The organism is Streptomyces sp. NPDC033165, from assembly GCF_055577965.1.
This window is the reverse complement of the sequence record NZ_JBVIPK010000001.1, coordinates 150,364-173,869: the sequence shown is the minus strand read 5'-3', so window position 1 is coordinate 173,869 and position 23,506 is coordinate 150,364. Positions and strand designations below refer to the sequence as shown.

The window sequence follows — 23,506 nt, the reverse complement described above, 5'->3', positions numbered from 1 at the left end:
GAGTGATCACGGCTGAACCACCCCGGGGGTGCCCGTCCGCACGGGCGCCCCCGGACCCAGCTCAGCCCACGGCTCGCCCGCACCCTCCAGCTCCAGCACCCACACCTCGTTGACGCCGTCGCGGAGTACCGGCCCGGGAACGTACAGGGCCCGCTGCGGGCCCGCCGACCAGTACCGGCCCAGGCAGAAGCCGTTCACCCACGCGAATCCGCGCGTCCAGCCCGGCAGCTCGAACCCCGCGTGATCCACGCCCGCGACGCTCCCACTACCGCCGCCGATCACGAACGTCCCCCGGAACAGCCCCGTCCGCCCCGCGCCACCGGCCCCGGACGGGTCAGCGGCCCCGGCGCCGGCCCCGGACAGGTCAGCCGCCCCGCCGGCCGCCCCCACCGGGCGGAACGGGACCGCCGCCACCGCGTCCGCGTCCTCGAAGGCGTCCAGCCGCAGCGCCCGCGCCCGTACCCCGTGCAGATACTGCCGCTCGTGCAGTACCCCGCCCGTGACACCCTTCGCCTCGCCCAGCCTCGGCCCGTAGTTGACCCGGCCCAGCGACTCCACCCACAACTCGACCTCCGCCGGGCCCGCCACCGGCTCCGGCAGCGTGCCGCTCTCCTCGGACAGCACCCCGGCCCGGACCCCGTCCACATACACCACCGCCCGGTCCCGCAGCCCCGCCGCAGTCAGCGGATACGGAACACGCGGCCCCGGCACCGCCACCCGGTAGCGCACCAGCCCCCGGTCCACGCCCAGCTCCTCGAAGGTCGGCGGCACCCCGGCCTCCGGCCACTCCGGGTCACCCAGCGCCTCCAGTACGTCCCCGAGCGGCGCCCACCGGTCCAGCTCCGCCCGCACCGGCCCCGCGAGCCCCACCGGCTCCGGCGGCAGCGCGGGCAACGGACCCTCCGCGTAGCCCTCCAGGACCTCCCGGAACAGCCGGAACTTCTCCGTCGCCCGCCCGTACTCATCGACGGGCGCGTCGTAGTCGTACGACGTCACCGTCGGCTCGAACGCCCCGTCCTGAAGCGGGCCGGACCGGTTCGCCCCCGCCCAGCCCGCGAAGTTCGTCCCGCCGTGCGCCATGTAGATGTTCACCGACGCCCCGCACTCCAGGATCTCCCGCAGCGCGTCGGCCGCCTGCGTGGCGTCCCGTACGACGGGCTCGGCCCCCCAGTGGTCGAACCAGCCGCACCAGAACTCCATGCACATCAACGGCCCCTTCGGCTGATGACGGCGCAGAGCCGCGAAGCCCTCCCGCGCACCGGAACCGAAGTTCGCCGTCGCCAGCAGCCCGGGCACCGACCCGCCCGTCAGCATGTGGTCCTCGGGCCCGTCCGAGGTGAACAGCGGAACGGTCACCCCGCACTCCCGCAGCAGCCCCGCCAACCACTCCAGATACACCGCGTCGCAGCCGTAACTTCCGTACTCGTTCTCGGCCTGCACCAGGACCACCGGGCCGCCGCGGCCGATCTCCCGCTCCACCACCTGCGGCAGCAGCACCCGGAACCACCGCTCCACCACCGCCCGGTACTCCGCGTCCCGCGTCCGCACCCGCCGCCCGAACCGGCCCGTCACCCAGACCGGCAGCCCGCCGTTCTCCCACTCGGCACAGATGTACGGGCCCGGCCGCACGATCGCCCACAGCCCGGCCCGCCGCACCGCGTCCAGGAACCGGCCGAGCGCCCCCACATCCCGCCGGTCGCCCTCGCGCGGCTCGTGCAGATTCCACGGGACGTACGTCTCCACGCAGTTCAGCCCCATCGCCGCCAGCATCCCGAGCCGGTGCTCCCACTGCGCCTCGTGCACCCGGAAGTAGTGCAGGGCGCCCGACAGCAGCCGTACGGGCTTCCCGTCGAGCCGGAAGTGGTCGTCCCCCACGGTGAAGTCCCTCATCGCGCTCGTGCTCTCCTGCTCTCCCGTCCCCGGGAGGCCCCGGGCGAATTGGTCCGACCACCCTCACCTCTGGCGCGCACCGGGTCCATGGACAAAGATCGCTGCTGGTTGGACGCAGCGAACCGCCCGGAAGAGGAAGGCCGCGATGTACCACACCTGGATGCGCTTCTTCACGCCGAGCCCGCTCCACCACCGCCTCGGCCTCGCCTGCCTCGGCGTCGGCCTCCAGCACGGCGCGCTGCCCACCGTCGGACCGCGCACCCTGGACCACCACGTCGCCGTGATCGTCAACTCCGGCACCGGGTGGTTCAAGGGCCCCGACGGACGACGCACCCCCGTCACCGGACCCAGCCTCATCTGGCTCACCCCCGGCACCCCCCACCACTACGGCGCCGACCCCGGCACCGGCTGGGACGAGAGCTTCGTCGACTTCACCGGGCCCGCCACCGCCACCTACACCGAACTCGGCTACATCGAGCCCGACCGCCCCCCGATCCCCCTCTCCGACACCGCCGCCCCGCGCGCCGCCGTCGGCCGCATCGTGCGCGCCGCCCGCCGCGGCAACCCCCTCCTGGAAGTCGAGACCGGGGCCGCCGTCCACGAACTCCTCGTCTCCCTGCGCCGCGTCCGCGCCGACATCGGGCCCGACGGCGACCCGGTGCTCCAGGCACTGGCCCGCGACGCGTTCCAGCCGCTCACGGTCGCCGAGCACGCCGCCCGGCACGGCATGACCCCCGCCGAACTGCGTACCGCCGTACGGCGCGGATCCGGGTGCAGCCCCAAGGACTACCTGCTGGGCATCCGCCTCGGCCGGGCCAAGGAGCTCCTCGCCGCCACCGACCTCCCCGTCGCCGCCGTCGCCCGCCGCGTCGGCTACGACGACCCCGCCTACTTCTCCCGCCTCTTCGCCCGCCGCGTCGGCACCGCCCCCGTACGTTTCCGCGAACAGCAGGGCCGCAGCGTGCCGGGCGGCTGGAGCGACCGGGTGCCCGACCCGGACGACCCGCCGACGATCGGGCCGTGAACCCGGGCGTCTAAGCTCGCTCACCATGAGCACGAGCGAGATCGACGCGTCCGTACAGGCCGAGCTGAACCGGCTGCGCGAGAGCATCGACAACATCGACGCCGCCGTCGTCCACATGCTGGCCGAGCGCTTCAAGGCCACACAGCAGGTCGGCCGCCTCAAAGCGGACCACCGGCTGCCGCCCGCCGACCCCGCCCGGGAAACCCGCCAGATCGCCCGCCTCCGACAGCTGGCGCAGAGCGCGAACCTGGACCCGGCGTTCGCCGAGAAGCTGCTGAACTTCATCATCGCCGAGGTGATCCGCCACCACGAGCGCATCGCCGAAGAGGCCGAGAACGGCGGGGCCGAGAAGGGCGAGGCGGCGAAGAGCGAAGTGGCGAAGAGCGAAGTGGCGAACGGCTGAGCGCAGACGGACCCCGACCCGGACCCCCGGACTGCCACCCGGACCCCCCGGTGGCTACCGGTACCGCCGCAGTCCCGCCCACCCCGCCGACCACGCGCCGAGCACGGCCCCCAGGGCCGGCCCCAGCAGGTACACCCACAGCCGCCCGGCGTCCCCGGCCAGCAGCGCCGGGCCGAACTGCCGGGCGGGGTTGGCCGATCCGCCGCTCAACGGACCCAGCACCGCGACGACCAGGGCCACCACCAGACCCACCGCGTACGGCAGAAGTCTTCGCCCGCCCGGAGACCCGAGGAGCACGGCGAGCAGCAACGTGAACCCGGCGAGGACCCCCGCCTCGGCCGCCAGGACAGCGGCGCCGCCCCACGCCGGATCCGCCCGCACCGAGGCGTGACGGACCGGCGGCAGCACCGCCGCCGGCCCCCAGACCAGCCCGCCCAGCCACGCCCCGAGCACCGACCCGGCCAGCTGTCCCACGGCGTACGGGACGACGTCACGGCCCGGGAAGGCCCCGAGCCGCCACAGCGCGAGCGTGACGGCCGGGTTCAGATGGCCTCCCGAGCGCCGACCGGGCGGGGACGTCAGCAGCAGGACGAGCACGGTTCCGACGACGCAGCCCAGCACGGCCGGGTGGGCGACCGGGGCCGCCTGGTCCGGGCCGACCAGCCACCGCACGCTCGACACGATGAGGAACAGCAGCAGCGCGGTCAGCGCGAACTCGCAGGCGGCCCGCGGCAGAACGGGATCGTACGACGGCTGCGGCGCCGGGCGACCGCCCGCGGGCGGCGGAACAACCGGAACCAGCGGAACCGGCGGAACCGGCGGAACGATCTGGACAACCGGAATGATCTGAACGATCTGAACCGGCGGAACCGGCGGAACAACCGGAACCGGCGGGACGACCGGAACCGGCGGGACGACCGGAACCGGCGGGACGACCGGAACCGGCGGGACCGGCGGGATGATCGGAGCGTGCGCGGGTCCGGCGACACCGGGACCGCCCGCAGGTCTCGGACCGGCAGGATCGTGCGCAGGCGTGAGCGTCATGAGGAACGTCCTCGGTACTCGATGTGCCGCGCCGAGGAGATCGTACGCACAACAGCCCCCCGGGGGTATCTGCTCCGCCCACGCTCCGCCCCCGCCCCGCCCGTCCGCCGAGGGAGAACCCCGCTGCGCCCGCCGTACCCCGTACGGCAGCATAGGGCGCATGTCCGTACTGACGCGCGACGAAGCGCAGACCCGAGCCCAGATCCTCGACGTGGAGCGGTACACGATCGCCCTCGACCTCACCACCGGTGAGGAGACCTTCGACTCCCGCACCGCCATCCGGTTCACCGCCCGCGCGGCCGGAGACACCTTCGTCGAGGTCAAGCCCGCCACCCTGCGCTCGATCAGCCTCGACGGACAGCCCCTGGACCCCGCCCTCCTCGACGGCAACCGCTATCCGCTCACCGGCCTCGCCGCAGGCCCCCACGAACTGCACGTCGACGCCGCCATGAGCTACTCGCGCACCGGCGAGGGCATGCACCGCTTCACCGACCCCACCGACGGCGAGACTTACGTCTACACCCAGCTGTTCATGGAGGACGTCCAGCGGGTCTTCGCCGCGTTCGACCAGCCCGACCTCAAGTCCGTCTTCGCCATCGACGTCACCGCCCCCGAGGGCTGGACCGTCCTCGGCAACGGGGTCGCCGAGCACACGGGGGAGAGCCGCTGGTCCATCGCCCCCACCCCCCTCATCTCCACCTACCTCGTCGCCGTCGCCGCGGGCCCCTGGCACTCGGTCACCACCAAGCACGCCGGACTGCCCTTCGGCATCCACTGCCGCCGCTCCCTCGCGCCGTACCTGGACGCCGACGCCGACGAGATCCTGGACATCACCCGCGCCTGCTACGACCGCTACCACGAGAAGTTCGACGAGCCCTACCCCTTCGACTCCTACGACCAGGCCTTCGTCCCCGAGTTCAACGCGGGCGCCATGGAGAACCCCGGACTCGTCACCTTCCGCGACGAGTTCGTCTACCGCTCCGCCGTCACCGACACCGAGCGCCAGACCCGGGCCATGGTCATCGCGCACGAGATGGCCCACATGTGGTTCGGCGACCTCGTCACCCTGGCCTGGTGGGACGACATCTGGCTGAACGAGTCCTTCGCCGAGTACATGGGCTACCAGACGCTCACCGAGATCGCCCTTCCCCGAGCTCTCAACTCCGTTCGAGCAGGGGAGACCCCATTCCCCGACACCTGGGTCGACTTCGGCGTCGCCCGCAAGGGCTGGGGCTACGACGCCGACCAGCGGCCCTCCACGCACCCCGTCGCGCCCGACCCCGACGCCGTCCCCGACACCGCGTCCGCGCTCCTCAACTTCGACGGCATCAGCTACGCCAAAGGCGCCTCCGCCCTGCGCCAACTCGTCGCCTGGCTCGGGGAGAAGGACTTCCTCACGGGCATCAACACCCACTTCGCCCGGCACAAGTTCTCCAACGCCACCCTCGCGGACTTCATCGACAACCTGGCCTCCGCCACCGACCGCGACGTCCACGCCTGGGCCGAGCAGTGGCTGCGCACCACAGGCATCGACACGTTGACCGCGGAGGTGGCCGACGTCACCGCGCCCGCCGCCCCCGCCGGTTCTGCCGGTCCCGCCGGGAACGGTCAGGGCCATGGGCAGGGCAACGGCCAGGCCTGGGCCCTCACCGTCACCCGGGACGGCAGCCGCCCCCACCGCATCGCCGTCTCCACCTTCGACCACGCCCTCAACACCCAGGCGGGCCCCGGCCACCTCGCCCCGCGCGACCGCTTCGAGATCGACGTACCCGGTGACGGGACGCCCACGGTCCGCCCCGGCCGCCGTCCCGCCCTCGTCGTCCTCAACGACGGCGACCTCACCTACGCCAAGGTCCGCCTCGACGCCGCCTCCTGGGACACCGTCCTGACCGACCTCTCCGCCATCCCCGACGCCCTCACCCGGGCCGTCGTCTGGAACACCGCCCGCGACATGGTCCGCGACGGCGACCTGGCCCCCGCCACCTACCTCGCGACCGCCCGCACCCACCTCCCGTACGAGAACGATCTCGCCCTCGTCCAGGGCGTCCTGTCCTTCGCCGCCGGGCAGATCGCCGCCCGCTACGTCGCCCCCGAGAACCGCCCCTCCGCCCTCGCCACCCTCACCGACCTCTGCCGCGACCTCATCCGCCGCACCGAGGACGGGTCCCACCCCGGCCTGCGCCTCATCGCCGTACGCCACTTCATCGACGCCGCAGCCCAGCCCGACACCCTCCAGAGCTGGCTGGAGGAGGACACCGTCCACGGCGGACCCGAGCTCGACCCCGAGCTGCGCTGGCGCATCCTCACCCGCCTCGCCGTCCTCGGCGCCACCGACGAGGCCGCCATCGACGCCGCGCTCGCGGCGGACCCCAGCGCCACCGGCCGCGAAGGCGCCGCCCGCTGCCGGGCCGCACTGCCCACACCCGAGGCCAAGGCCGCGGCCTGGAACGCCCTGTTCACCGACGACACCCTGTCCAACTACCTCTTCACCGCCACCGCCCAAGGCTTCTGGCAGCCCGGACAGGAAGACCTCCTGACCGCGTACGTGGCCCGCTTCTACCCGGACGCCATCGCCCTCGCCGCCCGCCGGGGCCCGGCCATCGCCGAGGCCGCCGGACGCCACGCCTTCCCCGCGTACGCCGTCGACCCCGACAGCCTCGCCACCGGCACCCGCGCCCTGGAGGACCCCGCCCTCACCCCGGCCCTCCGCCGCAAGCTCGTCGACCAGCTCGACGACCTGCGCCGCGCCCTGGCCGTACGGACATCGACCGCCGACTGACCCGACGCACCCTCACGCACGGCCGTGGCGGCACGGACCCGTCCACGCCACCACGGCCGTAAGGATCACCGCGAAGGCCATACGCGCCCGGGCCCCAGCCGCCGCCCTCCGGTGTGCCGTTCTCCCGGCCGCCCGTCGCCCGCCCGCCCCGCAGACCGGCGAGCAGCTCCTCCCTGCGCGTCGGCACCCCGGACAGGATCGTCCGCGCCACCCGCGGTGGTTCCGCCACCCCCGGGCCGGATACGGAGTCCGCGGCCCCGAGGCGCGGCGTGAGGCACCTGGCCCGAGCCCTCGGCCGGGTCTGCATCGCGGCCCGGGGCCCGGCCCGCGCCCGTCCGACTCCGTACAGCCGTCCAACGACCGCACACCCTTACCACCCCACCCCCTCACCGGCCGGCCACACCGGCCGCCAGTACCCCTTTTGAGTTGAGATCGTTGGGCTCTTCGGCCGCGCCACCCGAAACCCGGGACAAGCTGGCATGTCCACCCCGCGCTTCCGAAGGACCACCCCACCCATGCCCACCCCGCCCCTCGCAGGAGGCACCGCAGGCCCCGCCGCACTGCGCCCCCTCGTCGACACCGTCCTGGCCGCTCTCCACGATGGCGCTGCCCGCCGCGGCGGGCCCCTGCCGGCCGGCGGACCCGACACCGTCACCTCCCGCACCCGCAGCGCCACCCACCCCCTCATCCCCGACCGGGGCACCGGCGCCGAGCACGCCCTGCGCAGCCTCGTCACCGCCCTCGCCGAAGGCGCCGCGGACCCCGCCCACCCACACTGCGCCGCCCACCTCCACACCCCGCCCCTCGCGCTCGCCGCCGCAGCCGACCTCGCCGCCAGCGCCCTCAACCCCTCCATGGACTCCTGGGACCAGGCCCCCGCCGCCTCAGCCATCGAGGCCGACCTGACCACCGCCCTGGCCGCCGAGGTCTACCCGCACGCGCCCGCACCCGACGCCGTCATCACCTCCGGCGGCACCGAGGCCAACCAGCTCGCCCTGCTCCTCGCCCGCGAACGCCACGGCCCCGTCCAGACCATCTGCGCCGCCAACGCCCACCACAGCGTCGTACGCGCCGCTTGGCTCCTCGGCCTGCCCGAACCCGTCGTCGTCCCCGCCCCCACCGGCACCATGGACCCCGCCGCACTCGACGAGGCCCTCACCGAACTCCACCGGCCACTCCTCGTCGTCGCCACCGCCGGAACCACCGACACCGGCGAGATCGACCCCCTCGACGTCATCGCCGACCTCTGCACCACCCACGGCGCCGAACTCCACATCGACGCCGCCTACGGCGGACCCCTCCTCCTCAGCCCCACCCACCGCCCCCTCCTCCAAGGCCTCGAACGGGCCCACAGCGTCACCCTCGACCTGCACAAACTCGGTTGGCAGCCCGCATCCGCCGGCATCCTCGCCGTCCCCGACCGCCACCACCTCGACCCCCTCCACCACCTCGCCCCCTACCTCAACGCCGACGACGACACCGAGGCAGGCCTCCCCGACCTCCTCGGCCGCTCCCTGCGCACCACCCGTCGCCCCGACGCGCTGAAGATCGCCGTCACCCTCCAGGCGCTCGGCCGAGACGGGCTCGCCGACCTCATCGACCGCACCGTCGCCTCCGCCCGCCACCTCGCCGACCTCGTCACCAAGACCCCGACGCTCGACCTCTACGACCGCCCCACCATCAGCACCGTCCTCTTCCGCCCCACCGGCACCGACGACCACACCGTCGCCACCGTCCGCCGCACCCTCCTCAACCGCGGCAACGCCGTCCTCGGCCGCGCCCACGCCGACGGCCGCCTCTGGCTCAAGGCGACCCTCCTCAACCCCCACACCACCCCCGGCGACCTCCAGACCCTCCTGGACCTCGTCACCGCCACCACCACCGACCTCCTCACCCACCCACCCGCACAGCCCTCCACCCCACCGCACCCCACGACCACCACCGCCCAACCCGCCTCACCGGAAACCGCCCCCGCCCCACCTGCTCCACCGGAAGCCACGATCGCCCCCACCCACCCCACCCCACCGAACCCCACAACCGTCCCCACCCACCCGGCACCGCACGAAGCCGCACCCCATCACCCCACCCCCCACCACCCCACGGAAGGCGACACCCCGCGATGACCGACCGGCCCGCCCCCGACCGGCCCGCCCCCGAACCCGACCAGCCACACGACCTCGTCGGCATCGGCATCGGCCCCTTCAACCTCTCCCTCGCCGCCCTCGCCCACAACATCCCCGCCGCCCCCGGCGACCCCCGCCCCCTCGCCGCGACCTTCTACGAACAGCGCCCCGCCTTCCACTGGCACCCCGGCATCCTCCTCGACGGCGCCAGCCTCCAAGTCCCCTTCCTCGCCGACCTCGTCACCCTCGCCGACCCCGCCAACCCCTGGAGCTTCCTCAGTTACCTCCGCACCCGCGACCGCCTCTTCCCCTTCTACTTCGCCGAGCGCTTCCACATCCAACGAGCCGAGTACGACGCCTACTGCCGCTGGGTCAGCGAACAACTCCCCGGCCTCCACTTCGGCCACCAGGTCGACGCCGTCCGCTGGAACACCGAACGCGCCCTCTTCGAAGTCGACTTCACCCAACTCGACCGCGACGGCGAAGCCGAAGCCCTCGGCCGCGCCCACGCCCGCCACATCGCCCTCGGCATCGGCACCGAACCCTTCGTCCCCGGCCCCCTCAAGCCGCTCGCCGAAGCCGAATCCGTCCCCGTACTCCACTCCGCCGACTACCTCCGCCACCGCGAACGGCTCCTGGCCGCCGAACACATCACCGTCATCGGATCAGGACAGTCCGGCGCCGAGATCTTCCTCGACCTCCTGCGCGCCCGCCCCGAAGGCGCCGAGAAGATCCACTGGCTGGCCCGCACCCAGGCCTTCGCCCCCATGGAATATTCCAAACTCGGCCTGGAACACTTCACACCCGACTACAGCCGCTACTTCCACGCCCTCCCCGAATCCGCCCGCGACGAACTCGTCCCCCGGCAATGGCAGCTCCACAAGGGCATCGACGCCGACACCATCGCCGCCATCCACGACGAGCTCTACCGCCGCACCCTCCACGGCGGCTGGCCCGACGCCACCCTCACCCCCGGCGTCAGCGTCCGCACCGCGGGCCGGGTCGCCAACACCCGCGTCGAACTCCACCTCGAACACACCCAGCAGGGCACCCGCTCCCGCCTCACCACCGACGCCGTCATCCTCGCCACCGGCTACCGCGAACGCCCCCTCGACACCATCCTCGGCGGCCTCGACCCCTACCTTCGCCGCGACGCCTCCCACCGCCCCCGCATCGACGACCAATACCGCCTCGTCCTCGACCCCGCCGTCACCGGACACGTCTACGTACAGAACGCCGAACGCCACACCCACGGCGTCGGCGCCCCCGACCTCGGACTCGCCGCCTGGCGCAGCGCCACCATCCTCAACAACCTCACCGGCGCCACCCCCTACCCCCTCCCCGAACGCACCGCCTTCACCACCTTCGGCCTCACCCCCCAACCGCCGAGAATCCCCGCACAGGCCCTTGAGCTCACCCCCCTGAGCCAGTCGATCTAGGGCCTGTTGCGAAAGTGGATCAAGGTTGTGCATGATCGCGTGTCGTGGCGCGAGGGGACCTGACGGACCGGCAGTGGGCTCGGCTGGAGCCGTTACTGCCGGTGGGGAAGAAGCCGGGGAGGCCCCGGATGTGGGCACGTCGGCAGCTGATCGACGGGATACGGTGGCGGACCCGGGCGGGTACGCCGTGGCGGGACGTACCTGAGCGGTACGGCCCATGGGACCGGATCTACGACCTGTTCCGCCGGTGGCAGCGCGACGGAACGTGGAAGCGGATACTAGAACAGCTGCAGGTCCAGGCCGACGAGCAGGACCTGATCACCTGGGAAGTGAGTGTGGATTCGACCGTCTGCCGTGCCCACCAGCACGCCGCTGGCGCGCGTAAAAAAAGGGATCTGCAGCGCGAGCCGCCCGGTGGAATCGACAGCGAGTCGGACGACCACGGGCTCGGGCGCTCCCGCGGCGGTCTGACCACGAAGATCCGCCTTGCGACCGAGCAGGGACAGAAGCCCCTGTCCCTGCTGATCACCGCCGGGCACCGGCACGACAGCCCGCAGTTCCAACCGGTCCTCGAACGCATTCGCGTGCCCCGCACCGGCCCCGGACGACCACGCACTACACCCGACAAGGTCCGTGCCGACAAAGCCTACGGCTCCCGCGCGAACCGCTCCTACCTGCGCAGACGCAGGATCAAGTGCACTATCCCGGAGAAGGCCGACCAGGTCCGCAATCGCAAAAGACTCGGCTCCCGAGGTGGCCGGCCACCGGCCTTTGACAAGGAGGACTACAGAGAGCGCCACGCGGTGGAGTGCGGGATCAACCGGCTGAAACGACACCGCTCGGTGGCCACCAGATACGACAAGCTGGCCGTGCGCTACGAGGCGACAGTGCTGGTTGCGGCCATCAACGAGTGGCTGTGACCAGCACTTCCAACAGGCCCTGTGGCATCAGCGCCAGGCGGCGAACGCGTGTTCCGGAGTAGAGGGATCATAGGGCGATGAGCGAGAATCGAACCCCGACGGCGGTGCTGTTGCACGGCTGGCCGGTTACGGCCGACCACTGGCGGTACCTCATTCCGGCACTCGATGCCGCCGGTATCACCGCAGTCCCGGTCACGCTTCCCGGGCTGGGCACCGCTCCCGACTCCAGCGTGACCGACTTCCGCAAGATGGCACTTGCCGACGGTGTCCGGGCACGGCTGGCGCAGGAGGGCGTCACGCGCTTCGCCGTCATCGGTCACGACTGGGGGGCGACGGTCGGATACCTCATCGCGGCCCAAGCGCCGGAATCGGTCAGTGGACTCGTGGTCGAGGAAGAGATCCTTCCCGGTGTCGATGTCGAGATTCCCGAGGCCGGCCGGGACTACTATCCATCCTGGCACGGCCCGTTCAACCGTACGCCCGGCCTCGCGGAGAAGCTCGTTCCCGGCCGGGAAGCGGCTTACTACGGCACGTTTCTGGAACAGAGCGCCGGACCAAGCGGCCTCGACCCAGACACCCTTCCGGCCTACATCGAGGCGTACAGCACTCCAGGTGTACTGAACGCCGGGCTGGCCTACTACCGCACCAGGTCAGAAGATGTCGATGACATTCAAGCCCTTGCCGCCCAGCCGATTCCAACGCCTGTCCTGGCGCTCGGAGGCAGACACGCGATGGGGACGGCAGTCGCGGATGGAATGGCCGCCCTTGCCACCGATGTCACCCCACTCGTCCTCGAGCAATCCGGCCACTACCCCGCAGAGCAGGAGCCGGACAGCGTGAACCTCGCGATCGTGCAGTTCCTTCAACGGCACTTCTGACCCTCGATACCGGGCTCCAAGAAGTGGACCTTGAGTCATCTATGCACTTTCGCAACAGGCCCTAGTCGATCCGGTCGATCCGGTCGATCCGGTAGAGCCAGTCGATCCGATAGACCCGGTCGACCCGGACACCGAACCAGCCCAGACAGGCCCGGTCGATCCGGACACAGAACGGCCCGGGACCCCACCCTCGGGGCCCCGGGCCAAGCACCACCGCGCAGCCGGGGCTACGGGAACACCGGCGCCCCCTCACGCGTCAGCCGCCACCCCACCGAAGCGAACGAAGCCGGGTCCACCGACCCCTTCTCCCGCACCCACCCGATGATCGTGTTCCGGATCTCGTCCGAATCCGCCCACAGCTGCCGCGCCCCCGGGACATGCGGGAAGTTGCCCCCGCCGCTCGCCCGGTAGTTGTTCACCGCGAACACGAACCGCGCCGCCGGATCGACCGCCTCCCCCTCGAAGGACAGCCCCGTGACCCGCGAACCCACCGGCTTCGCGATATCGATGTCGTACGTCACCCCCGACACCGCGTCATAGTTGTAGTCCGGAATCCCGTCCGCGTTCGTCAGCTTCGCCGGGTCCACCGGACCACCCGCCGGCGTCTGCACGTAATAGCGCGCCGAATACTCCAGGTACTCCTTCAACTGCGCACCCGTGATCAGACGTGCCTCCAACGTGTTCTCGAACGGATACAGCCCCGCCGCATCCCGGATCGTCACATCACCGGCCGGAATCCCCGCCGTACGCGAGAAACACGAGGCCTGCGACAGCACCGGCAGCGCCGCGTACTCCCCACCCGCCAGCGCCGCCGCCACCGTGTCCGTCTGCACCTGGTTGATCAGATCGATGATCGGCTCGTCCTTCCACGGCGCGTCCGCCGTCGACATCGCCACCACCGACGTACCGATGACCTGATTGACGTACGCCACCACCTTGCGGTGCTCCTCGCGCAGCAGGGACGTCACCTTCCGGTCCTCCGGCACCGTGTTGGAGTTCAGCACCTGCGAACCGGCCTTCTCCACCACCCACCGGCCCTTCTCCCACACCAGATCGAAGTCGAACAGCGTCAGCCGCTGGCCCCACTTCGCGGGTTCCGAGAGAACAACCCGCCTGCCCGTCTCCTTGTTCGTCACGAAGTGCTCGGCGATCTCCACATGCGCGTGTCCCACCAGGATCGCGTCGATCCCCGGAACCTGCTCCGCCACCAGGGCCGCGGCATTCTCCACGTACGGCAACTGGTCCCCGTACGACGACGTCCCCGAGGAACCCGAGTGCGCCGACACGATCACCACGTCAGCACCCATCGAACGCAACTTCGGCACCCACTTCGCCGCCTGCTCCTCCAGACCCGGAAACACCATCCTCCCGCCCACATGCGCCTTGTCCCAGATAGCGATACCGGGATTCGTCAGCCCCAGCACCGCCACCCGCACATCACGCCCGCACGGCGTGTGCATCCGCTTGATGACATACGGAGCGAAAGCCGGCCGCAACGTCCTCGCATCCAGCGCATTGGCCCCCAACAGCGGAAAATCGCACTGCTCCTCGAATTTCCGCAGCACCGGAATCCCGTAATTGAACTCGTGATTCCCGAGCGCCGCCGCGTCGTAGCCGATCGCGTTCATCGCCCGCGCCATCGGATGCACCGGGCCGCGCCGGGCCGTGATCGGGTCGACCTTCGCGTAGTAGTACGACAACTGCGTGCCCTGGATCGTGTCGCCCGCATCGATCAGCAGGGTGTTGCGGCCGCCCTTCTCCCGCCGAACCCGATCCACCAGCGTCGAGATCTTCGCCAGACCGACATCGTTGTGCGCGGCGTCGTCGTACTCCGCGTCCGTGAAGTAGTCCCAGTTGAAGACGTTCCCGTGCAGATCGGTCGTGCCCATCACCGTGAACGAGTACCGCTTCACAGGCTGCCCGTGCCCGTGCCCGTGCCCGTGCCCGTGCCCGTGCCCCGGGCCGTGCCCGCGCCCCGCCGCCTCCGCCGCACCGGCCGAGCCCACGACCGCACCGCCCGCCATCGCCGCACCCGCACCGGCAGCAGCCGAACGGCCCAGAAACGTCCTACGGTTCAACGGCATCTCTTCACTCCTCATTCAGTAGGGCAACGCGCGTAGATTCTGACCCGGCCCCCACCACGCACAACACCCCACGCAGGTTTCGATCCGATGACCACACGACACACCACGACACACCACCCTCCGTGCCACAGTGAACGCATGACCGAAACCCCCACCACCGCCACCCACCACCCCTACGGCACCCCCACCACCCCCCACGTCACCGTCCGAGGCGAAGCCCACCTCGAAGTCGACCCCGAGACCGCCCACATCGCCATCACCCTCACCGCCCGCGGCACCGACCGCCGCACCACCCTCGACGACCTCACCCGCCGCAACGCCACCGCCCTCGACCTCATCAGGACCTACGGCGACGCCATCGAGAAACTCGAAACCGGCACCCTCACCATCAACCCCGAACTCACCCGCCGCGGCCGCGCCGAACGCATCCGCGCCTACCACGGCAGCGTCCAACTCACCGTCACCCTCAACGACTTCACCACCCTCGGCGAACTCATCACCCGCCTCGCCGACCACGACCTCACCCGCGTCGACGGCCCCTGGTGGGCCCTGCGTCCGACATCCCCCGTCCACGCGGCCGCCCGCCGACAAGCCGTCCAGGAAGCCCTTCAACGGGCTCGCGAATACGCCGACGCCCTCGACACCCGCCTCGGCGCCCTCCTCGAACTCAGCGACACCGGCACCCACACCGGAGGCCACCTCGCCCGCGCCGCCTTCGCGGGCACGGCCATGCCCTTCCGGGGCGCCGGAACGGAAGCCGCCGCCGACGCCGCCCCCGTCGACCTCGAACCCGTACGCCAGACCGTCGACGCCCACGTCGAAGCGTCCTTCACCCTCATCCCGCCGGACCTCGGATAAACGCTCATCAGAGCACCCCGCCGCACAATTCAACACTTGTCAATAACCCTTCACTCAAAGGTTGTTGAGGTGTCACACGGAGCCAAATACCTACCCGTAGGTAAGGTTTAGGCTCGACGTATGCGCCGAGCGAAAATCGTTTGCACCCTGGGACCCGCAACCGACACGTACGACCAGATCAAAGCCCTGGTCGAAGCGGGAATGGACATCGCCCGCTTCAACCTGAGCCACGGCACCTACGCCGAACACGAAGAGCGCTACCACCATCTCCGCAAGGCGTCCGAGGAAACCGGCCGCAGCGTCGGCATCCTCGCCGACCTTCAAGGCCCGAAGATCCGCCTCGGACGCTTCCGCGAAGGCCCCGTACTCCTTGAACGCGGCGACACCTTCACCATCACCGTCGAACCCCTCGAAAACGAAGGCAACGGCGACATCTGCTCCACCACCTACAACGGCCTCGCCGCCGACGTCACCACCGGCGAACGCATCCTCGTCGACGACGGCCGCGTCACCCTCGAAGTCACCGACGTCGACGGCCCCCGCGTCCACACCACCGTCATCGAAGGCGGCATGGTCTCCGACCACAAGGGACTCAACCTCCCCGGAGTCGCCGTCTCCGTCCCCGCCCTCTCCGAAAAGGACATCGACGACCTCCGCTGGGCCCTGCGCACCGGCGCGGACATCATCGCCCTCTCCTTCGTCCGCACCGGCCACGACATCGACGACGTCCACCGCGTCATGGACGAAGAAGGCCGCCGCCTCCCCGTCATCGCCAAGGTCGAAAAACCCCAAGCCGTCGAGAACATCGACGACATCGTCGCCGCCTTCGACGGCATCATGGTCGCCCGCGGCGACCTCGGCGTCGAAATGCCCCTCGAACAAGTCCCCATCGTCCAGAAGCGCGCCATCAAACTCGCCAAGCGCAACGCCAAACCGGTCATCGTCGCCACCCAGATGCTCGACTCGATGATCGACAACTCCCGCCCCACCCGCGCCGAAGCCTCCGACGTCGCCAACGCGATCATCGACGGCACCGACGCGGTGATGCTCTCCGGCGAGACCAGCGTCGGCAAATACCCCATCGAGACCGTACGCACCATGTCCCGCATCGTCGAAGCGGCAGAGCAGGACATCCTCGCCAAGGGCCTCCCGCCCCTCACCGAACGCAACAAGCCCCGCACCCAGGGCGGCGCGGTAGCCAGGGCCGCCGCCGAAATGGGCGACTTCCTCGGCGCCAAGTTCCTCGTCGCCTTCACCCAGAGCGGCGACACGGTCAAACGCCTCTCCCGCTACCGCTCACCCATCCCCCTCCTCGCCTTCACCCCCGACGAAGCCACCCGCGCCCAGCTCAACCTCACCTGGGGCGTCGAGACCTTCCTCGGCCCGAAGGTCGACTCCACGGACGCGATGGTCGCCCAGGTCGACGAGGAACTCCTGCGCATCGGCCGCTGCGCGAAGGGCGACACCGTGGTGATCACGGCCGGCTCCCCGCCCGGTGTGGCGGGCTCCACGAACCTGGTCCGCGTCCACCGCATCGGCGAGGACGACAGCCCGAAGTAGGGCGGCTCAGTATTTAGGCCCGACGTGCGCATCCATGAGGGCGACGGATGCCCGTCGGGCTACGGAGATGTTGTAGGGCTTGCTGCCGCGCGCAAGGGTGGTCCACTCGACACCTACGGCGGTGAGGGTGTCGCTGAAGAGTCGGCGGATGTCGTCGGACTTGTTGGTGAAGAAGTACCGGGGGTACTCGTAGCGCTTGCGTTCGCCGCCCACCATGCGTGTGGCCCAGTTGGCTGTGCGGCAACCGTCCGAGTGGATGAGTCCGCGGATGAGTTCCCAGGGGTGGGCGTCCACGATCTGCTGCTGCCATGGTTCGAGGGCGATTCGGCGATGGTGTTTCTTGCCGGGACCGTGCTGTGGGAAGAGGCAGGGCCAGTGCTTGCTGAAGCAGGTGACGTACTGGCAGCCGACACTGGCCACCCGGCAGACCTTGTTGTGCGGTCGCGCGACCTGCATGGCTTCGGCGCAGGCGTCGATCAGGCCCGGCCACGCGTCAGCACACGCGATGCGCAGCGAGTACACACCGCGTTTGGCCGCGCTGACGCAGCCGTCCCCGAGGTAGAGGCCCAGTAAGTAGGCGTACGAGGAAGGGTTCTCGATTGCCGTGGGCTCTTCGGTGCACCTTGGGCATGGCCTGCCCCGGTTCGTGTCGAGCGGTTCGAGGCGCGTCTGCCAGGAGCGGATCGCGGCGCGTGATATGCCGGTCTGCTTGCTCACGGAGTTCTGGCTGAAGCCCTGGGTGAGAAGGGTGAGTGCTCGCTTGCGTGTTTCGAGGTCGTACACGCGGACAGCCTGGCCGAGTTCCGTCGGCCCGCAGTGAGAACGTGGAGTGATCACACGATCACGTGAAACCTTGCGATTCTCAGGTGACCTTGGAATCGAAGGAAGAGTGCCCCGAGTCGGACTCGAACCGACACTGTATGGGTTTTGAATCCATTGCCTGCTGCCAATTGGGCTACCGGGGCTCCCAGGATCGAAGGTTCCCTTCAACCCGCTGCGCGACCACCATACCGCAGCTAGGTAGGCTCAGGGGAAGCAGTACCTGCCCCGGAACAAGGAGCCCCGTGACCACCCCCGAGTCGCCCCAGCCCGTAGACGCCGCCGACGACGACAAGTCGCACGTCCCGCCGCTGACGACCCGCGTCGTCATCGCCGAGGACGAGGCCCTCATCCGCCTCGACCTCAAGGAGATGCTGGAGGAGGAGGGCTACTCCGTCGTCGGTGAGGCGGGCGACGGGCAGCAGGCCGTCGAGCTGGCCCGGGAGCACAAGCCGGACCTGGTGATCCTCGATGTGAAGATGCCGGTCCTCGACGGGATCTCCGCCGCCGAGAAGATCGCCGAGGAGTCCATCGCGCCCGTCCTCATGCTCACCGCCTTCTCGCAGCGCGACCTCGTCGAGCGGGCCCGGGACGCGGGCGCCATGGCGTATCTGGTGAAGCCGTTCAGCAAGAGCGACGTGGTGCCCGCCATCGAGATGGCCGTCTCCCGGTTCGCGGAGCTGAAGGCGCTGGAGAGCGAGATCGCGGACCTGTCCCAGCGGCTGGAGACCCGCAAGCTGGTGGACCGGGCGAAGAGCATCCTCCAGACGGATTACGGGCTCTCCGAGCCTGCCGCGTTCCGGTGGATCCAGAAGACGTCGATGGACCGCCGGATGTCGATGCAGCAGCTGGCGGAGGCGCTGATCGCGGACGCGGAGGAGAAGAAGGCGGCCGAGTAGCCCGCCTCGTACGCGCGTACGTACGAAGGCGAGAGGCCCGCACCCCGGAGGAAGAACCGGGGCGCGGGCCTCTCGCGTACGGGAAGGACGTCAGTCCTCGCCGAGGTACGCCTTGCGGACGGAGTCGTCGTGCAGCAGGTCCTGTCCGGTGCCGGAGAGGACGATGTTGCCGACCTCCATGACATGCGCGTTGTTGGCGAGCGAGAGTGCTGCTTGGGCGTTCTGCTCGACGAGCAGGATGGTGGTGCCCTGGTCACGGAGCTCGGTGATGGTTGCCATGATCTTCTGCATCATGATCGGGGAGAGGCCCATGGAGGGTTCGTCGAGCATGAGCAGTTTGGGCTGGGACATCAGGGCGCGTCCCATGGCGAGCATCTGCTGTTCGCCGCCGGAGAGGGTGCCCGCGGCCTGCTTCCGGCGTTCCCCGAGGATGGGGAAGAGGCCGTAGGCGCGCTGGATGTCCTTGGCGATGCCGTCGCTGTCCTTGCGGAGGAAGGCGCCGAGGCGCAGGTTGTCCTCGATGGACATGCGGGGGAAGATGTGGCGGCCTTCGGGGGAGTGGGCGAGTCCGAGGGACACGACTTGGTGGGCCGGGACCTTGCGCAGGGACTTGCCGTTGAATCTGATCTGGCCGGCGAGCGGCTTGATCAGCCCGGAGAGGGTGCGGAGTGTTGTCGTCTTGCCGGCGCCGTTGGTGCCGATGAGGGTGACGACTTCGCCGGCCTCGACCTTGAACGAGATTCCCTTGACGGCCTCGATCTTGCCGTAGGCGACGCGCAGGTCCTCGACTTCGAGAAGTGCGGTCATCGGTCGTTCTCCTTGCTGGTGCTCGCGCCGGGTGTGTCCGGGGTGGTGTCGGACGTGGCGTCTGCCTCCGGTGTGTCTGCCGCCGGGGTCGCCGGGGCCGCCGGGGCCGCTGCCGCTGGGGCGTCTGCGTCCGGAGCGGCTGTTTCCGGGGTGGTGGCCTCGGTGGTCTCCGGTGCCGTGGTGGCTGTGGCGTGGGCTTCCGCGGCTTCGACTTCGGCGACTTCCGCCGCGCCGGGGTCGCCTTCGAAGGGTTCGCCGAGGTAGGCGGCGACGACGCGTTCGTCGCCCTGGACTTCGGCGGCGGTGCCTTCGACCAGCTTCTCGCCCTGGACGAGGCAGGCCACCCGGTCGCAGAGGTTGAAGATGAAGCGCATGTCGTGCTCGATGACGAGGACGGCGATGCCCTTGTCGCGGATGGCGAAGATGAGTTCTTCGGCCGCGCGGGTTTCCTGGGGGTTCATGCCGGCGGTGGGTTCGTCGAGCAGGAGGAGGCCGGGCTCGCTGGCGAGCGCGCGGGCGATCTCCAGCTTGCGCTGTTCGCCGTAGGGGAGGTTGCGGGAGAGATGTTCGGCCTTGTGGTCGAGGCCGATGAACTCCAGCAGTTCCATGGCGCGGGCCTTGGACTCGGCTTCGGCGCGGTGGAAGCCGGGGCCGCGCAGGAGGGCGGACCAGAGGCCTTCCTTGGTGCGGGTGTGGCGTCCGACGAGGACGTTCTCCAGGACGGTCATGTTGGAGAAGAGTCGGATGTTCTGGAAGGTGCGGGCAATGCCGGTCGCCGTGATCTTGAAGGATTTGGCGGGGAGTACGGCGCCCTTGTAGAGGACTTCGCCCTCGGTGGGGGTGTAGAGGCCGGTGAGGCAGTTGAAGAAGGTGGTCTTGCCGGCGCCGTTGGGGCCGATGAGGCCGACGATCTCACCGGAGTTGACGGTGAGGTCGACGGATCGGACGGCGGTGAGGCCGCCGAATCGCATCGTGACGCCGCGGGCGTCGAGGACGGTCTCGCCGGGTGCGCTCACGGCTGCTGCCTCGGCGGTGGTGGTGTCGGTGGTCATCGTCAGGACCCTGCCTTGGTGAGAGTGGCGGGCGCTTCGTCCTTCTCGTGGAGTTCGAGCTGTCGACGGCGGTTGGCGATGAGGCCCTCGGGGCGGAAGCGCATCAGCAGGACCAGCGCGAGCCCGAAGGCGAAGAGCTGGTAGTCGCTCATGAACTGGAGCTTGTTCGGGATGAGGAAGAGGAGTGCGCCGCCGACGAGGGGTCCGCTGATGGTGCCCATGCCGCCGAGGACGACCGCTGCGAGGAGGAAGGCCGAGTTGGGCGGGACGGCGTGGGCGAACTGGTACTGCTCGGGGGTCACGGTGTAGGTGACGTGTGCTTGTACGGCTCCGGCGAGGCCGGCGAGGGTGGCGCCGAGGGCGAAGGCGACGAGCTTGGTGCGGAAGCCGTTGATGCCCATGGCTTCGGCGGCGGTCTCGTCTTCTCGGATGGCGACCCAGGCGCGGCCGATGCGGGATTCGGCGCTTCGGCGGAAGACCACGACCACGATGAGGGTGACCAGCAGCATCAGGAAGAAGTAGTTGGCGAAGCGGCCGATGGTGAACCCGGCGATGGAGTGGGTGGCGCCGAAGTCGAAGCCGAGGATGCTGAGGTTCGGGATCGAGGAGATGCCGTTGGAGCCGTTGGTGACGTCGGGTCCGGAGGTGCCGTCGAGGTTGAGGACGGCGATGCGGAAGATCTCTCCGAAGCCGAGGGTCACGATGGCGAGGTAGTCGCCGCGGAGCCGCAGGGTGGGGGCGCCGATGAGGACGCCGAAGACCATGGAGGCGGCGGCGCCGACGAGGATTGCCTGCCAGAAGGGCAGCTGGATGCCGAGCGGGGAGGTCGGTGAGCCGGAGACCAGGGCGGCGGCGTAGGCGCCGACGCCGAGGAAGGCGACGTAGCCGAGGTCGAGGAGTCCGGCGAGGCCGACGACGATGTTCAGTCCGAGGGCGACGGTGGCGAAGATGAGGATGTTGACGCCGATGGTCGCGTACTGGTCGTCGGACTGGGTGAACGGGAAGGCCGCTGCGGCGACGAAGGCGCCGATGAGGGTCACGTTGCGGTGGCGTGCCGTGAGGGTGGCGACGCGTTGGATGAGTCCGGCTTTCTGGATCGCCGCGAAGCCGAAGCCGGCGGTGATGAGGAAGCAGATGAACAGTTCGTCGTACTCGGTGCTGATGCCGTAGGTGAAGACGACCAGGCCGAGGGCGAGGACGACGGCGACGATGAGGATCTCGATGTACGAGGGGAGGGTTTTCGCGGGGCGGGCGGTGCCGGTGGTGAGGGTGCCCTTGTAGGTTTCCCAGCGGTTGCCGAGGTTGTGCTTGAACTGTCCGAAGCCGGTGTCCTCGGGGTCGGCGGGGGTGGTTTCGGGCCGCTCGTAGGGGAGGGAGCGGGCGCCGAGCCAGCCGATGAGGGTGGCGACGAGGGCGAAGTAGGCGCCGGGTTCGAGGTTGACGACGCCGCCGAGGGCGGTGGCGATGGCGCCCATGGAGAACCAGGCGGTGGCGAGGGCTGCGTAGGCGGAGAGCCGGATGGCGGCGTCGGCGCCTTGGGGGGTGAGCCAGGTCAGGCCTTTGATTCCGTAGGAGGAGAGGCCGAAGAGGGTGAGCAGGGCTCCGCTGATGAGGACGAGCCATTGGAGTCCGCCGGGGTAGCCGTAGACCGTGAGGTTGCCGGGGAAGGCGGAGGTCCAGGTCCAGGCGAGGAAGGCGGAGATGACGGTGAGTGCGCCGCCGGCGGTGGCGGTTGCCCGTGCGATGTGGGGTGGGAGGGTGCCGCGGGTGGCCGGGGTGGCCTGTGCGGGTGCGGTGACCGTGGTGGTCTGTGTGGTGGTCATCGTGGTCACGCCCTGTCCGCGACGCGCTCGCCCATGATGCCCTGGGGCCGGAAGAGGAGCACGAGGATGAGGAGTACGAACGCCCAGGCGTTGGCCCAGGACTGGCCGCCGAGTTGTTCGAGGCCGGGGATTTCGGCGACGTAGGCGGCGGCCATGGTTTCGGCGACGCCGAGGGTGAGGCCGCCGATCATGGCGCCGTAGATGTTGCCGATGCCGCCGAGGACGGCTGCGGTGAAGGCCTTGAGGCCGAGGAGGAAGCCCATGCGGAACTGGACTTCGCCGTACTTGAGGCCGTAGGCGACGGCGCCGATGGCGGCGAAGGCGGCGCCGAGGGCGAAGGCGACCACGATGATGCGGTCGGTGTTGATGCCCATGAGCTTGGCGGTGTCCGGGTCCTGCGCGGTGGCCTGCATGCCGCGGCCGGTGCGGGTCTTCATGACGAAGTAGCCGAGGACGGCCATGGACAGGGGGGCGGCTATGAGCAGGAAGACGTCACCGGTCTGGATGGTGACGGGGCCGAGCTCGAAGGGGCCGCCGGGGATCTCGGGGAAGGTGCGGGCGGATTTGGCGCCGGGGTACCAGGCCCATACGGCCTGCTGGAGGGCGAGTGACAGGCCGATGGCGGTGATGAGCGGTGCGAGGCGTGGTCCGCCGCGCAGTGGCCGGTAGGCGAATCGTTCCGCTCCGACCGCGATGGTGGTGGCGACGACGATCGCGCCGATGAGCATGAGGGGCAGTGCGAGCAGGACGCTGGTGCCGCTGGGGAGTATGAGCCAGACCGTGAGGGCCCCGAAGCCGCCGGTCATGAAGATCTCGCCGTGGGCGAAGTTGATGAGCTGGACGATGCCGTAGACCATCGTGTAGCCAATGGCGACCAGCCCGTACATCGATCCGAGTAGCAGGCCGTTGACCAGCTGTTGCGGCAGTTCGTTCACCGCGGGTCCTCCGTGTCTTTCGCCGGATATAGAGCAGCGGGGGGGGGGGGGGGGGGGGGGGGGGGGGGGGGGGGGGGGGGGGGGGGGGGGGGTGGGGGGGGGGGGGGGGGGGGTGGGGGAGATTGCAGGGGTAGGTGTTATCGGTCTCGTGGTCGTCCCAGGTGACGAC

19 protein-coding genes and 1 tRNA gene are annotated in these 23,506 nt (G+C 70.2%); 10 read left to right on the top strand and 10 right to left on the bottom strand.

The window, feature by feature from the left end; genetic code table 11:
- Positions 1-6 precede the first annotated feature (6 nt).
- Entirely contained in the window at positions 7-1,890 is a 1,884-nt protein-coding gene (locus ACZ5WC_RS00800; RefSeq protein ID WP_468538672.1) for a glycoside hydrolase family 35 protein, read from the bottom strand.
- Positions 1,891-2,035: 145 nt separating this feature from the next.
- Between ACZ5WC_RS00800 and ACZ5WC_RS00795 the strand changes: the two genes are divergently transcribed.
- On the top strand, positions 2,036-2,914 hold the full coding sequence (locus ACZ5WC_RS00795; protein WP_468538671.1) for an AraC family transcriptional regulator: 879 nt from the start codon (positions 2,036-2,038) through the stop codon (positions 2,912-2,914).
- A gap of 25 nt (positions 2,915-2,939) precedes the next feature.
- Positions 2,940-3,317 carry a chorismate mutase gene (locus ACZ5WC_RS00790; protein ID WP_468538669.1) on the top strand — a complete coding sequence of 126 codons (378 nt, stop codon included), beginning with the start codon at positions 2,940-2,942 and terminating at the stop codon, positions 3,315-3,317.
- Positions 3,318-3,371: 54 nt separating this feature from the next.
- On the opposite strand, the gene ACZ5WC_RS00785 is transcribed toward ACZ5WC_RS00790, so the two are convergent.
- Complete coding sequence (locus ACZ5WC_RS00785) at positions 3,372-4,361, bottom strand: aquaporin (protein WP_468538667.1); 990 nt, start codon at positions 4,359-4,361, stop codon at positions 3,372-3,374.
- A 160-nt stretch (positions 4,362-4,521) separates the two neighbouring features.
- Here ACZ5WC_RS00785 and pepN point away from each other — a divergent pair, with 160 nt between their 5' ends.
- The 5 genes from pepN (at position 4,522) to ACZ5WC_RS00760 (ending at position 12,500) form a co-directional block, all read left to right on the top strand.
- Positions 4,522-7,140 carry an aminopeptidase N gene (pepN, locus tag ACZ5WC_RS00780; RefSeq protein WP_468538665.1) on the top strand — a complete coding sequence of 873 codons (2,619 nt, stop codon included), beginning with the start codon at positions 4,522-4,524 and terminating at the stop codon, positions 7,138-7,140.
- Positions 7,141-7,655: 515 nt separating this feature from the next.
- The gene (locus ACZ5WC_RS00775) at positions 7,656-9,263 is read left to right on the top strand and encodes a pyridoxal phosphate-dependent decarboxylase family protein (protein WP_468538663.1); all 1,608 of its coding nucleotides are present in this window, start codon (positions 7,656-7,658) and stop codon (positions 9,261-9,263) included.
- Positions 9,260-10,702 carry a lysine N(6)-hydroxylase/L-ornithine N(5)-oxygenase family protein gene (locus tag ACZ5WC_RS00770; RefSeq protein WP_468538662.1) on the top strand — a complete coding sequence of 481 codons (1,443 nt, stop codon included), beginning with the start codon at positions 9,260-9,262 and terminating at the stop codon, positions 10,700-10,702. The genes ACZ5WC_RS00775 and ACZ5WC_RS00770 overlap by 4 nt, the downstream gene beginning before the upstream one ends.
- A 44-nt stretch (positions 10,703-10,746) precedes the next feature.
- Entirely contained in the window at positions 10,747-11,622 is an 876-nt protein-coding gene (locus ACZ5WC_RS00765; protein ID WP_468538660.1) for an IS5 family transposase, read from the top strand.
- A 77-nt stretch (positions 11,623-11,699) separates the two neighbouring features.
- Positions 11,700-12,500 (top strand): alpha/beta fold hydrolase, encoded by an 801-nt coding sequence (locus ACZ5WC_RS00760; protein ID WP_468538658.1) that lies wholly within the window; start codon positions 11,700-11,702, stop codon positions 12,498-12,500.
- Positions 12,501-12,561: 61 nt separating this feature from the next.
- Here the strand turns inward: ACZ5WC_RS00760 and ACZ5WC_RS00755 are convergent, their stop codons facing one another.
- Both ACZ5WC_RS00755 and ACZ5WC_RS00750 read right to left on the bottom strand, forming a co-directional pair.
- Entirely contained in the window at positions 12,562-12,714 is a 153-nt protein-coding gene (locus ACZ5WC_RS00755; RefSeq protein WP_468538657.1) for a hypothetical protein, read from the bottom strand.
- 13 nt (positions 12,715-12,727) lie between these two features.
- Positions 12,728-14,584, bottom strand: a complete 1,857-nt coding sequence (locus ACZ5WC_RS00750; RefSeq protein WP_468538655.1) for a bifunctional metallophosphatase/5'-nucleotidase — start codon at positions 14,582-14,584, stop codon at positions 12,728-12,730.
- 138 nt (positions 14,585-14,722) lie between these two features.
- Here ACZ5WC_RS00750 and ACZ5WC_RS00745 point away from each other — a divergent pair, with 138 nt between their 5' ends.
- Positions 14,723-15,442, top strand: coding sequence for an SIMPL domain-containing protein (locus ACZ5WC_RS00745; protein ID WP_468538653.1), 720 nt, complete (start codon positions 14,723-14,725; stop codon positions 15,440-15,442).
- Between the two features lie 120 nt (positions 15,443-15,562).
- Complete coding sequence (gene pyk, locus ACZ5WC_RS00740; RefSeq protein ID WP_468538651.1) at positions 15,563-17,002, top strand: pyruvate kinase; 1,440 nt, start codon at positions 15,563-15,565, stop codon at positions 17,000-17,002.
- 6 nt (positions 17,003-17,008) lie between these two features.
- Here pyk and ACZ5WC_RS00735 read toward each other — a convergent pair whose 3' ends face one another.
- Entirely contained in the window at positions 17,009-17,785 is a 777-nt protein-coding gene (locus ACZ5WC_RS00735) for a transcriptional regulator (RefSeq protein ID WP_468538649.1), read from the bottom strand.
- Positions 17,786-17,892: 107 nt separating this feature from the next.
- Positions 17,893-17,967: transfer RNA gene (locus ACZ5WC_RS00730), tRNA-Leu, on the bottom strand.
- Between the two features lie 99 nt (positions 17,968-18,066).
- Here ACZ5WC_RS00730 and ACZ5WC_RS00725 point away from each other — a divergent pair.
- On the top strand, positions 18,067-18,720 hold the full coding sequence (locus ACZ5WC_RS00725; protein WP_468538647.1) for an ANTAR domain-containing response regulator: 654 nt from the start codon (positions 18,067-18,069) through the stop codon (positions 18,718-18,720).
- A 90-nt stretch (positions 18,721-18,810) separates the two neighbouring features.
- Here the strand turns inward: ACZ5WC_RS00725 and ACZ5WC_RS00720 are convergent, their stop codons facing one another.
- Genes ACZ5WC_RS00720 through ACZ5WC_RS00705 form a run of 4 tightly spaced genes read right to left on the bottom strand, consistent with a single transcriptional unit; the run spans position 18,811 to position 23,337 of the window.
- Positions 18,811-19,527 (bottom strand): ABC transporter ATP-binding protein, encoded by a 717-nt coding sequence (locus ACZ5WC_RS00720; RefSeq protein ID WP_468538645.1) that lies wholly within the window; start codon positions 19,525-19,527, stop codon positions 18,811-18,813.
- On the bottom strand, positions 19,524-20,579 hold the full coding sequence (locus ACZ5WC_RS00715; RefSeq protein ID WP_468538643.1) for an ABC transporter ATP-binding protein: 1,056 nt from the start codon (positions 20,577-20,579) through the stop codon (positions 19,524-19,526). Before ACZ5WC_RS00715 ends, ACZ5WC_RS00720 begins: the two co-directional genes overlap by 4 nt.
- 2 nt (positions 20,580-20,581) lie before the next feature.
- The gene (locus ACZ5WC_RS00710; protein WP_468538641.1) at positions 20,582-22,411 is read right to left on the bottom strand and encodes a branched-chain amino acid ABC transporter permease; all 1,830 of its coding nucleotides are present in this window, start codon (positions 22,409-22,411) and stop codon (positions 20,582-20,584) included.
- On the bottom strand, positions 22,408-23,337 hold the full coding sequence (locus ACZ5WC_RS00705; protein ID WP_468538639.1) for a branched-chain amino acid ABC transporter permease: 930 nt from the start codon (positions 23,335-23,337) through the stop codon (positions 22,408-22,410). The genes ACZ5WC_RS00710 and ACZ5WC_RS00705 overlap by 4 nt, the downstream gene beginning before the upstream one ends.
- Between the last annotated feature and the right edge of the window lie 169 nt (positions 23,338-23,506).